Source organism: Alteromonas sp. ABE4_545 (assembly GCF_056161325.1).
This window is the reverse complement of sequence record NZ_JBSWYY010000001.1, coordinates 527,097-539,590: the sequence shown is the minus strand read 5'-3', so window position 1 is coordinate 539,590 and position 12,494 is coordinate 527,097. Positions and strand designations below refer to the sequence as shown.

The 12,494-nt window shown below is 44.6% G+C and carries 9 protein-coding genes; 8 read left to right on the top strand and 1 reads right to left on the bottom strand.

The window, feature by feature from the left end; translation table 11 throughout:
• Positions 1-1,141, top strand: a 1,141-nt coding sequence (locus tag ACXAH6_RS02435) for an Ig-like domain-containing protein (protein WP_474875028.1), incomplete at its 5' end; no start/stop codon positions are given.
• Between the two features lie 177 nt (positions 1,142-1,318).
• Positions 1,319-2,008, top strand: coding sequence for a transglutaminase-like cysteine peptidase (locus ACXAH6_RS02430; protein WP_474875027.1), 690 nt, complete (start codon positions 1,319-1,321; stop codon positions 2,006-2,008).
• Here ACXAH6_RS02430 and ACXAH6_RS02425 read toward each other — a convergent pair.
• Positions 2,003-4,105, bottom strand: a complete 2,103-nt coding sequence (locus tag ACXAH6_RS02425) for a two-component system response regulator (protein ID WP_474875026.1) — start codon at positions 4,103-4,105, stop codon at positions 2,003-2,005. The genes ACXAH6_RS02430 and ACXAH6_RS02425 overlap by 6 nt on opposite strands.
• Before the next feature lie 189 nt (positions 4,106-4,294).
• Here ACXAH6_RS02425 and ACXAH6_RS02420 point away from each other — a divergent pair, with 189 nt between their 5' ends.
• The 6 genes from ACXAH6_RS02420 to ACXAH6_RS02395 all read left to right on the top strand — a co-directional run bounded on the left by ACXAH6_RS02420 (position 4,295) and on the right by ACXAH6_RS02395 (position 12,477).
• Positions 4,295-7,732, top strand: coding sequence for an ATP-binding protein (locus ACXAH6_RS02420; RefSeq protein ID WP_474875025.1), 3,438 nt, complete (start codon positions 4,295-4,297; stop codon positions 7,730-7,732).
• A 126-nt stretch (positions 7,733-7,858) separates the two neighbouring features.
• Complete coding sequence (msrP, locus tag ACXAH6_RS02415) at positions 7,859-8,860, top strand: protein-methionine-sulfoxide reductase catalytic subunit MsrP (protein WP_474875024.1); 1,002 nt, start codon at positions 7,859-7,861, stop codon at positions 8,858-8,860.
• On the top strand, positions 8,860-9,501 hold the full coding sequence (locus ACXAH6_RS02410; protein WP_474875023.1) for a protein-methionine-sulfoxide reductase heme-binding subunit MsrQ: 642 nt from the start codon (positions 8,860-8,862) through the stop codon (positions 9,499-9,501). The genes msrP and ACXAH6_RS02410 overlap by 1 nt, the downstream gene beginning before the upstream one ends.
• A gap of 210 nt (positions 9,502-9,711) precedes the next feature.
• Entirely contained in the window at positions 9,712-10,074 is a 363-nt protein-coding gene (locus ACXAH6_RS02405; protein WP_474875022.1) for a deoxyguanosinetriphosphate triphosphohydrolase, read from the top strand.
• Positions 10,075-10,128: 54 nt separating this feature from the next.
• Positions 10,129-10,605, top strand: a complete 477-nt coding sequence (locus ACXAH6_RS02400) for a YchJ family protein (RefSeq protein WP_474875021.1) — start codon at positions 10,129-10,131, stop codon at positions 10,603-10,605.
• Positions 10,606-10,659: 54 nt separating this feature from the next.
• Positions 10,660-12,477: a M2 family metallopeptidase gene (locus ACXAH6_RS02395; protein WP_474875020.1), complete on the top strand. Its 1,818-nt coding sequence runs from the start codon at positions 10,660-10,662 to the stop codon at positions 12,475-12,477.
• Positions 12,478-12,494: the final 17 nt, after the last annotated feature.

Sequence of the window (12,494 nt, the reverse complement as noted above, 5' to 3'; positions counted from 1 at the left end):
CATCTCAGGTACTTGTGATGAAATTGGCGCGACGGTCTCGATTACCGTGACCGATAGCGATAGCAACGAACAAACCTTCACGGCCACCGTCCAATCTGACGGTACCTACAGCGTGGATGTACCTTTAGCGGTCTCCGAAGGCTTGCTCAATGTGGAAGTGGAAGTCCTCGACGATGCAGGTAATTTGGCCACGGTAACAACGTCTGGTTTGATTGACCTCACGCTACCGATTTTAGGCGTGAATGCACTCGGAACGCTCAACGATGCCACACCCACCATCTCAGGCACCTGTGATGAAATTGGTGCAACGGTGTCAATTACCGTTACGGATAGCGATAGTAACGAGCAGACCTTCACGGCCACCGTCCAATCTGACGGTACCTACAGCGTGGATGTACCTTCAGCAGTCTCAGAAGGCCTATTGAGTATAGATGTAGAAGTATTGGACGATGCGGGTAATATCGCGACGGTCAGTACCTCTGGCTTGATCGATCTTACTGTGCCACTTCTTTCTGTCGATAGTATCGGGTTAATTAATGACGATACGCCTACTATTTCAGGCACGTCTGATGAATTAGGCGGCACAGTGACAATCACCACAACCGATATTAACAGTGACGTACAGACCTTTACGACCATTGTAGATGGAAGTGGTAACTACTCTGTTGATGTACCAAGTTCACTGGCAGAAGGCAGTATTGATATTGATGTACTGATTGAGGACAACGCAGGTAATAGCACCAGTGCTTCGACCACTGCTGATGTCGATATCACTGCACCAAACTTACTCATCACTAGTTTACCGAGCTTACTCAACCCCATTATTAGCGGAACCAGTGACCCTGATATGTTTGGAAGAGTGATCGACCTTGAAGTGACTGTCGACATTATTGGTATAGAAACAACATTGACGATTCAGACTAACGTGCTCGTTGACGGTACATGGTCAACAGGCCCGATTGCAAGCCTGTCATTAGGCCCAGTGTCGGTTTCAGCGTCGATTGAAGATGCTGCAGGCAATACCACTGTTGTATCTGCTTCAGGCTCTGTAAGTGTATCGGGTTCAGACAGTGGTGAATCGGCTTCATCATCCGATGATTCAAGCGGCGGATTGGGAGGCATTCTCGGCATTGATATTTAAGCCTCAGCGTCACCACATAACTCGTCGGCCCGTAATGGAGCTGACGAGTTATACGTGATGGCTATCAAAGCAACAAAGCAGATTATTTTTATAAATAGATTGCGACATTGCCATTCTGTTAGTAACTTGTATTTATAAGCAGTTAATTATTCGTGACAGGTACTAGACCTTTCAGCAATGTTCGCAGCCAATAATCGCACCAAACTGTGGTTGGTAAGTTTGGGCATATTAATCAGCTTTTTTGTTGCCCGGCAGGTGTATTCGAGCTTTTCGGGAAACTTAACACAGTTCTGGCAAGCCGTTGTCAGGCTCGGTGGGCAAGCTGATCCTCAGTTAAAATCACAACTAGAAAAAGTGCTTGCGTTGGCAGAAAAAGCGCCGGAAAAAGAAAAGCTCACGCTAATCAATGATTTTGTCGCCGACACGATTGTCTATGCGTCTGATATTAAGGCTTGGAAAGAAAAAGACTATTGGGCATCACCCGCAGAAACCATGGCCAAGCGCTTAGGCGATTGCGAAGACTTTGCCATTTCTAAATATGTGTTTTTAAAAAAACTAGGCGTGGAAGAGCAAAAACTGCGGTTAATCTATGTAAAAGCGAAAATTGGCGGAAGTCGAAGCCGCGTGACCCAAGCGCATATGGTCTTAGGATACTATGCCACCCCCACTTCTCAGCCACTTATTTTAGACAGTTTGGTTTCTGAAATATTACCCGCAGCACAACGTACCGATCTCATCCCTGTGTTTAGCTTTAACAGTAATGGTTTATGGTCGCCCGGCGCCAAGAACTCTTCCGACTCTCCTACTGCTCGCCTGTCTCGTTGGCGGAACGTATTACAAAAATTAACCACCGAAGGGCTGTCATAGCGAGCATGGCACCTTGTGCAGCATCGCATCAAACTGCGTTGCCTCAATCGGCTTACTAAACAAGTAACCTTGCCCTTCAGAACAACCTAAACTTTGCAACAGTGTTTGCTGCGCTTCGGTCTCAATGCCTTCGCACACCAGCTCTAATTTTAACGTTTGAGCTAAATTAATAATGGCGCGCACAATGTTCTCAGCTTGAGGATCGGTTTCCATATCTTGAACAAAAGAGCGGTCAATTTTAAGCACATCAATTTCGAAATTTTTGAGATAAGACAAACTAGAGTATCCAGTACCAAAATCGTCTAATGCAATAGATACACCTATCGCCTTCAGCCGCATTAAAGACTGTTTAGCTTTTTCAAAGTTACTGATCAACGCCGATTCGGTAATTTCTAACTCTAAGTTTTTTGAAGGTAATTGGCACTCCCGCAGTATTTTCTCTACTCGGCGATTAAAATCGGTTTGATTAAATTGCGCGGCACCGATATTAACCGCAATTTTGATATCTATTCCTTTATCCAACCACTGCTTTGCCTGACGGCAAGCCTGCCAAAGCACCTGTTGGCCCAATTCAATAATTAAGCCCGCATCTTCGGCTACATTGATAAATGCATCTGGGTAAATTAAATTGCCATCCTCGTCCTGCATTCTCACCAACGCCTCGGCGCCGATGATTGCCTGCGAGTCTAGTGCATATTTAGGCTGGTAGTGCACCACTAGTTCTTCGTTTTGCAATGCTTGATGCAGCTTTTTTTCCACCACAACGCGTTCTTTTAACTCGTCGTGTAGATCGGCAGAAAAATACTTGTAGCCGTTTTTCCCCGCGCGCTTTGCCTTGTACATAGCCGCGTCGGCATGACGCATTAGCTCTTCAGGGTTATTGGCATCATGCGGATAAACACTGATCCCTATGCTCAATGATAAACGATGCTCTTCCCCTTCTATAGCAAAAGGCTCACTACCTATTGCCACCAGCTGAGACGCGAAAGCGTTAATAGCTGGCACATTGGGCTGGTATTTTAGTAATACTGCAAACTCATCGCCGCCTATACGCGATACCGTCGTTGTCGTCCCTGCAAGCACCTCTAAGCGCCGCGCAACATGACTTATTATCAAATCGCCTGTTTGATGGCCCAATGAATCATTGATGTACTTAAAATTGTCGACATCTATAAGCAACACCGCCACATGTTGATTTGTTAACGCCGCATTGCTGATAGCTTGTAGCATACGATCATGCAGTAACATTCGATTCGGCAAGCCGGTCAATTGGTCGTGATTGGTTAGATGGCTCATCTGTGTCGCCATTGCGATTGATTCGGTTACGTCCTGAAACACCATCACACCGCCTACCACATTACCTGATTCATCGAATATCGGCGAGGCGGAGTCTTCGACGCGATGCTCACTCCCCAATGGCGTGGTTAACTTGGCATTGAGTGCCATTGCCACCGGCCGCTTTTGTTTTAATGCAATACTCAGCGGGTTTACCATGGCAACATTTGAAGATGCATCGGTTAACTTCATCACTTGCTCAATGTGAACTCCCAATGCGTCCCGCTGCGCCCAACCCGTAATGCGTTGGGCTACTGGATTGATAAAAGTGATGCCACCTGATTCATCAGTGGCGATGACAGCATCACCTATTGATTGCAATATTGTATCCAGGTATTCCCGTTCCTTTTCGATCTCATTTTTAGCTTTGTTCAACTCATATTCTTTCGCCAGCAATGCGAGCTGATTCGCGATACGTAGCGAGCATATGTCGATGTTAATTGGCTTTGGAATAAAATCGATAGCGCCCAGTGACAACGCGCGTTTTTCGAAATAATGGTCATTATGGGAAGTGATAAAGATAAATCGAGAAGCCTTACACTGAGGCATTGCCTGCAAACGCTCACAGAGTGTAAAACCATTCATTTCTGGCATTTCAATATCAAGCAGAATAATTTGAGGAGACAAGGTTTCTGCGAGTGATATAGCCTCTTTAGGCGACTGGCAAATAGTCACATCACAAATAGTATTAAGCGCCTCCTGAATAATGATCAAATTAGACGATTCATCATCAACTACTAATACTCGTTTTTGTAAATCCATCTCAATACTCCTTTTGATGAACGCCATAACGGCAGGCAACTCAGACTAAATGACGTTTCTTTTTTAAGCAGAATTATAACTGATTTCCATTATTTATCCATTTACGCTTGCTAATGTTAGACGAATGTACTAATTACTAGTATCGAAAGACCAAAAACTCTAATCCGCATTACTGCTAAAAATTGAATTATGAAAAAAATTACCCTTTACGTGCTCGGGATTTTAGCAGTACTGACACTAGCACTGATCGTCATCTCTTACGACAACGCAGTGAAAGAGAACTATCACAAACAACTCGCCGAGGATATTGAAACCAACATTGGCGAAGTCGAAGGGAAGATCACTTCGGAGTTTTTAACCTACCGTCGCAATTTATCATTCCTATTTTCAACCCCGCCAATTAGCGGTATTGCTCGCGCTGAGAATAACGAAGGGATAGACCCTAAAGACGGCACCACTACTCCATTGTGGAAAGACAGGCTCGGGCATATTTTTACCGCATTTCTCGAAAATAACTTAGAGTACACCCAACTACGAGTGATAGACCTCAATGGCGATGAAATTGTGCGCGCTCACCGACAAGGTGCACGCGTAGCTGTGGTGCCTGAAAGCCACTTGCAGAATAAGGCACATCGCTATTACTTTAAAACGGCGATAACACTCTCACCCGAGCAAATCTATACGTCGACGATAGATCTCAATAAAGAGAAAAACGCACTCACCTTTCCGTTAGAGCCAACTCTTAGAATGGCTAAACCTATTTACGATGACAATGGCAAAATTTTTGGCTTGTTAATCACCAACATCGATATGTCCGCTATGCTCAAAACAATCGATGAGTTGGTCCCCAACTATTACGAAGTTGTGATCATTGACAGCGACGGCTTTTTTATCAAACACTCCGACCCGGCTTTGGTATTCAGTCGCGACTTAGCGCCAGATTACACGTTTGATACTGTGTATTCAGACATCAATGTTGTAAGTCACCACATTCATGAATACCGCATCGCGAATTCAGGGGCAAAGGTAATAGGTGAATGGAAGAGCTTTCGCGTTTCGAGCGAAATAAACGGGCTGTTAAAGATTTTTGTATCGACGTCTAAAAACCATTACGACCAAGAATTGCTGGCACGCAGAACTGACATTTACTCCGCCATGGGGTTAATTGCAGTTATCGCAATTTGCGCCATTGGGTATTTTTATCAAAGCTCAAAACGCCACCAATACTATGCCCACATAAGTAAAGAAGCGAAAGCAACCATTGATGTGACAGCAGACAGTATTGTGACACTTGACGGTAATTTAATTGTACGCAGTTGCAATCGGGCATTCGAACTCATGTTTGGCATACCTACGGTTAATGCCATTGGCGCACACATCGATGACGTATTTACTGCGATTACCCCGGTTTCATTCAGCGAAAAACTACAGCTGTTTGAAAAAGGTAAACTCTTAACCAATTTTAATTTTTCTACCCTGCCCGACAACACCGTTGAAGTAAAATACTACAATTGCCGCATCAGTCGGTTACACACCGACGCTTCCAGCAATAAGTTTGCATTGGTGATCACAGATGTAACACGAGAAGCCAAAGCCATACTGGCGTTAGAAAACGCGAATAAAGAGTTAGAGACAACAGTTCAGGAACGCACAGCTGAATTAAAAGAAGCCCATGCCAAAGCCTTAGAAGCGAGCAATATAAAGAGCCAGTTTATATCAACGATTAGCCATGAAATGCGCACGCCGTTAAATGGCATTGTAGGTGCAGTAAATTTAATGCAAAAAGAAGTCACCTCGACAAAACTGGACGACTTGCTTGGCATTGCCTCTACCAGTGTGAATGCATTAAATCAATTGGTGAATGATATTCTCGACTTATCGAAAATCGAGGCCGGAAAACTTGAGCTTAACTATCGGAACTTTAGTCCTGAAGCCTTAATTGAAAGTATTACTCAAAGTCTTGCGGTTGTTGCCAATGAAAAACAACTTCAATTTTATGTCGATACCGCAGAGCTGCTATTTACCCAAATTAATAGCGACCCACACAGGCTCACACAAATCCTGAATAACCTCATTAATAACGCAATAAAGTTCACCAACTCTGGCTATATCCACGTTAGCGTAACTTCTAACGTCATCAAAAATACCGGTTGGTTACATTTTGATATTACTGACACAGGCAAAGGGATAAGCACCGAAGACCAAAGTAAACTGTTCCAATCATTTAGTCAGGCGAACAATGCGATAGCCTCAGAGTTTGGGGGTACAGGATTAGGCTTATCAATATGCCGCCAATTATTAACCTTGTTGGGCGGGTCAATTGACGTTGAATCGAGCGAAGGCAATGGTTCGAGCTTTCGCTTCTCAATCCCCACTGATTCCTGGGAGTTACGCGACCAATTACACGCCAAGCGTATGCAGGGTCTACACACGCTAATTATTTCCGAAAACCAGCAACTGGTGACAGTAATGACGCATTTAATTGAATCATTGAGTGGGTCATGTGAAGCTTATTCTTATTACCCCGACATTACCAATACCAATGCCGACTTCACCTTCATTGATAGCCAGCACGCAAAATTCGACGATACATTGAGTAGCGCTAGCAAAGGCAAAAATACGCAATTGGGTATTATTGGCTTGCCGCCATCTTTGCCAGACAATATCAACTGCATCAACATTACTACCCCGGTTCAGCGATCGTCGTTTTTGGCTGCTGTGTTTGATGAGCGGCAACCTCGCAATTCATCAACTCAGTACCACAGTCGGCAGTCTGACTCGGCCAATAAAAAACAACCCGTATTAGCCAGTCGCGCAAAATTATTGTTGGTCGATGACAATGAGATAAACCTGCAAGTCGCGCGATTTATTTTAGAAGAAATAAACGCCGAACTACACACGGCCAAAAATGGGCAGCTAGCATTAGACATGCTTAATTTGCACCACGGCGAAGGCGCGCGATTCGACTGTATTTTAATGGACTGTAATATGCCCGTGCTCAACGGGTATGACGCCACACGCGCTATTCGCAAAGGACAAGCTGGTGAGCATTATCGCGATATTCCCATAATCGCAATGACTGCCAATGCCATGCGAGGTGAAAGTGTAAAATGTCAGCAGGCGGGAATGAACGACTATATTACCAAGCCCGTTAACCCCGATATTCTGGCAACGAAAGTCACCAATTGGCTGTTAAAATTAGATAAAAAGCCATCGACACTGACGAATAACCTACAACAACCGGCTGACCACAATACTATGGCTGACGTCGAAGACACAGATCAGGCTATTGTACTCTGGAATAAGACCGAAGCCCTGCATAGGTTAAGCGGTAAAGAAGCCCTGTTAAAAAAACTGGTGACATTATTGCTCAATGATATTCCTAAAAAGCTGACAACACTCGATCAATGTGTGAATGACGAAAACTGGGAACAAGTTAGACAAACTGCCCATGCATTAAAAGGCAGTGCAGCCGATGTAGGAGCAACCTTACTTTACCAGGCAGCGTATGAATTAGAAAAACAAGCCAAAAACGGAGAAAGTCACGCTTGTATTAGCAGTTACGATTCGTTAAAACACGCAGCCACTCAAACCGTTGACACCTTAGAGGTGTATTTAGTTGAATAGCGTCAATCATCGAGTAAATCAATCCATTTGATTAACCTAGATGAGCAAGGGCAATATTATTGAAATAAAAATGCACTTCTCATGGTCTTGTTACGTAAGCAATGAAAACTTTGATGCGTACCCTGTATGAAAAAACGATTTATTCCGTCACAACAATTTAAAGACAACCAAGTCACCGACGAATCCGTTTACCGCAACCGTCGAGCCTTATTGAAGGGCTTCGGCTACCTCGGTGCTGGCGCTTTATTATCACGTTCAGCTCAAGGTGCAGGCTGGTTCAGCGATGACGACAAACCGGCGTTTACTCGTGTGCCGCTTCAATTTACACAACCTTCATCGTATCGTACCGACGACACCTTAACCCCTTACGAAAAGGTGAGTTCATACAATAACTTCTATGAGTTTGGCACAGGTAAAGACGACCCTGCTGCACGCGCTCAAGGGTTTAAGGTTGAGCCCTGGACACTCAAAATAGATGGCTTGGTGAATAACCCAATCACACTTGACTATGACGACCTGTTAACGCGTTTCCCATTAGAAGAGCGTATTTATCGCTTGCGCTGTGTAGAAGCTTGGTCGATGGTTATTCCTTGGGTCGGGTTTGAACTTGGCCAACTAATCAAAGCCGCTGATCCTCAAAGCAAAGCCAAATATGTCGCATTTGAAACCCTAGAAGACCCCAAACAAATGCCTGGCCAGCGAAACCCATTTCTGGGCGGCGGTATCGATTACCCTTATGTAGAAGGCTTGCGGTTAGATGAAGCGCTCCATCCTCTCACACTACTCTCTGTTGGGTTATATGGTAAAACGCTACCGCCTCAGAACGGCGCCCCGATTAGACTCGTCGTACCTTGGAAATACGGTTTCAAAAGTATTAAGTCTATTGTGCGTATTCGACTTACCGATAAAATGCCACCGACAACGTGGAATCAATTGGCGTCTCACGAATATGGCTTTTACGCCAATGTGAACCCCAACGTGGATCACCCTCGCTGGAGCCAAGCCAGTGAGCGACGCATTACCTCAGGCGGGTTATTATCTCGCAATCGCATCGCGACTGACATGTTTAACGGTTATCAAGAAGTAGCAAGCCTCTACACTAAAATGGATTTACGTAAGTTCTATTAATGCAACGATTACTCAAAAAGCCCCTGCGCCTATCGCAGGGCAAACTGCGTTTTATCAAAGTAACACTCCACACATTCATAGCCGGTTATTTACTATTGATGTTTTATTGGGGCTTTACAGATAGTCTGGGCGCTGACCCTGTTCAAGCCTTACTGAATTTTACGGGTATTGGCGCTATACATTGCTTAATGGGCAGTTTGTTGATGTCTCCCTTAGCCCAAGCTCTACCAATGCCTGATGCAATGAAATGTCGTCGAATGCTGGGTGTATATGCATTTGTTTATGCCTTGGCTCATTTACTCACTTATCTGTTGTTCGAATTACAGCTAGATTGGACTTTGATTGGCGAGGAGCTCACCAGCCGCCCCTATATTGCAGTTGGATTAGCAGCACTATTTATTTTATTCGTGTTAACAGTGACATCCTTGAATCGTATTCAACGACGCATGGGACGACGTTGGCAAACCCTGCACAATTTCGTTTATCTCGCGCTAATATTGGCTTTACTGCATTTCAGTTGGTCACAAAAGACCTTGCTTCAAAGCGCGCTTTATTACCTCGTATTTGGCATTTTTCTTTTGGCCCTTCGTCGCGACAAATTTCGCCGTTGGTTTTACAAACCACAAACTTCAAAACAATAACTCAAGGTTAATCAGAGGGCGTCGTTGCCCTCTCACTACCCCGCCACGCCTCTACAGCCCTTCGTTAATGGCCCTGTTGCTAACGCACAAGGCTACTTTTTAGTGCAATTTCAACTGTATGAAAAAAACACAAAAAAGTGCTTGCGCTCGTCCATATTTTAAAATACTGTATATACATACATACTGTATATTTAAACAAGGTATCGAGCAATGAATCATCAACAACCACTTCACCACCAGAATGTTATTCAATTACCTCTGCCAGGCGTAGAGCGCCTTCCGAGCCGCACTGAGCGCAAAGGTTGGTCTTATCTACTGGCCGACTCTTTGGCATTTCAAAAAGATGTGGATTACGGTATTCGCATTCAAAAACCGGCCGAAGAAAAAGTACCCGAGTGGATTTGTAAACTGATCACCAGTGGGCAATGCCGTACTATTTACGTTGAAGATTTACACTTACCCATTAAAGCCAAAGTGATGATCGAACAACTGTGTGATCAATACGCGGTATCTCTAGTTGGATTGAGTAAAAACGACGCATCTGTTACTAATGTCGTAAAAGGTCCGTGGTAATCCTCTAACGACAAAGCTACACTGCATGAGCGTTAATTAAGTAAAGAGCGTTTCATGTCTGCGTTGTGTTATTGCAACAGTAAAAAATTATACAGTGAATGTTGTCAGCCTCTTCTTGCTCGAATCAAAGAGGCTGACTCACCAGAACAACTCATGCGGTCACGTTTCACCGCTTACTGTCTTTCTGATTTTAATTATATCCTCGACACCTATGCGCCAAAGCCTAGGAATGACCTCTCCGTTGAGATATTAGAAGACAGTGCCGATGATAATCATTGGTTTACGTTAAGCATCCCTTCTAACCCTGCACTCGATAAAAATCAGGTGGAGTTTTTCGCATATTATTTTGTGAAAAATAAACCCTACGTTTTGCATGAAACCTCTCGTTTCGAACGAGAAGGTCCTGCTTGGCGATATACAGATGGTCACTTGCACCCAGACTGCGGAAAGCTCAATATAGGCAGGAACGATCCGTGTGTATGTACCAGCGGTAAAAAATTCAAACAGTGCTGTTTTAAAAAAGCACGATAATAATGAAATATCCAATAACAACATAACGACACTATCCAGGGAGTCAAAACACCCATGTTCAAGCGAACCCTTACGGCGATCGTGATCAGTGCTGCATTAGTAGGCTGTAACGACGAAACAAGTCAAACCAAGCAAGCCTCAGTTAAACCCACCGCAGAAGAAGCCAAACAATTTGTCGAAGCCTCTCAAGCTGAAATGGCCAAAATGGTTGTGCCGGCTGCCCATGCCCAATGGAGCTATGCAACCAATATCAATTTTGATACCGCTGCAGTTAGCGCTTATATGGGGGAAGTACTATCAACCCGTGCAGCCGAACTGGCGAAAGAAGCAGCGAAGTTTAACGATGTAGAAGTAGATGCCGATACGCGCAGAAAACTCGACCTTATGCGTAATGGCCTCACTATGCCACCACCTGCCGACGCGGCTAAATCAGAACGATTAGCGAAAATAGGCTCAGATCTTGAAGGGATGTATGGTGCTGGCGAATATTGTCGTGATGAAGATACCTGTTTTAGTTTGCCGCAAATGAGTGTTGAAATGGCAAACTCTCGCGATCCTGACCTACTGCTTGAGTTTTGGAAAGGTTGGCGTGAAGTCTCTGTACCGATGAAAGATCTATATATCGAGCAAGTTGGCATTGCCAACGAAGGTGCAAAAGAACTGGGTTTCGCTAATGTCAGTGAAATTTGGCGTGGGCAATATGATATGCCGGCCGAAGCATTTCCAAAAGAACTAGATCGCCTTTGGGGTCAGGTAAAACCTGTATACGACGCCCTACACTGCCATGTACGTGCGAAACTGGGTGATTATTACGGTGAAGATGTTGTTCCACAAAACAAGTCCATCCCAGCTCACCTACTCGGTAACATGTGGGCACAAAGTTGGGGCAATATTTATGATATCGTCAAACCTGAACAAAAAATGCAGGTGCCTGATGTTACGGAGGCATTACGCGACCAAGATTACGATGAAATCGGCATGGTCAAACAAGCCGAGTCGTTCTTCTCATCCCTCGGTTTTGCCCCGCTTCCTGATACATTCTGGGAGCGTTCTCAGTTCATCAAACCCGAAGGCCGCGATGTAGTGTGCCATGCTTCTGCATGGGATCTCGACAACCAAGACGATTTGCGCATTAAAATGTGTATCAATATCAATGGTGAAGATTTTAATACTATTCACCACGAGTTGGGCCATAACTACTATCAACGCGCCTACAAAGACCAACCTTTCCTTTATCAAGGTTCGGCGAATGACGGTTTCCACGAAGCAATTGGCGATACCATTGCTTTGTCTATTACGCCCAAATATTTGAAACAAATTGGCTTAATTGACGAGATCCCAGACGAATCAAACGACATCGGTATGTTAATGCAAATCGCCTTGGATAAAATTGCCTTCATTCCATTTGGCCTTATGGTTGATCAGTGGCGTTGGAAGGTCATGGCCGGTGAAGTACCACCAGAACAATACAATCAGCTTTGGTGGGAACTGCGAGAACAATATCAAGGTGTCATGGCCCCCGTCGCACGCCCCGATAATGCGTTTGACCCGGGTGCGAAATATCACGTGCCTGCAAACGTGCCCTACACGCGTTACTTCCTCGCCCATATCCTACAATTCCAATTCCATAAACAATTGTGTGTCATTGCAGGCGATACCGGCCCACTTAACCGTTGTTCTATTTACGGTAGCGAAGAAGCAGGTAAAGCACTCAACGAAATGTTGGAAATGGGTATGAGTCAACCGTGGCAAAACGCACTAGAAACTCTCACAGGCTCGCCAGAAATGGACGCGTCGACCATTCAAGATTACTTTGCGCCATTAAAAACATGGCTCGATGAGCAAAACAAAGACAGACAATGCGGCTGGTAATAAGGATTTTACACGCC

Coding starts and splice junctions, on each gene's coding strand:
- ACXAH6_RS02430 (WP_474875027.1), top strand. CDS start 1,319: ATGTTCGCAGCCAATAATCGCACCAAACTGTGGTTGGTAAGTTTGGGC.
- ACXAH6_RS02425 (WP_474875026.1), bottom strand. CDS start 4,105: ATGGATTTACAAAAACGAGTATTAGTAGTTGATGATGAATCGTCTAAT.
- ACXAH6_RS02420 (WP_474875025.1), top strand. CDS start 4,295: ATGAAAAAAATTACCCTTTACGTGCTCGGGATTTTAGCAGTACTGACA.
- msrP (WP_474875024.1), top strand. CDS start 7,859: ATGAAAAAACGATTTATTCCGTCACAACAATTTAAAGACAACCAAGTC.
- ACXAH6_RS02410 (WP_474875023.1), top strand. CDS start 8,860: ATGCAACGATTACTCAAAAAGCCCCTGCGCCTATCGCAGGGCAAACTG.
- ACXAH6_RS02405 (WP_474875022.1), top strand. CDS start 9,712: ATGAATCATCAACAACCACTTCACCACCAGAATGTTATTCAATTACCT.
- ACXAH6_RS02400 (WP_474875021.1), top strand. CDS start 10,129: ATGTCTGCGTTGTGTTATTGCAACAGTAAAAAATTATACAGTGAATGT.
- ACXAH6_RS02395 (WP_474875020.1), top strand. CDS start 10,660: ATGTTCAAGCGAACCCTTACGGCGATCGTGATCAGTGCTGCATTAGTA.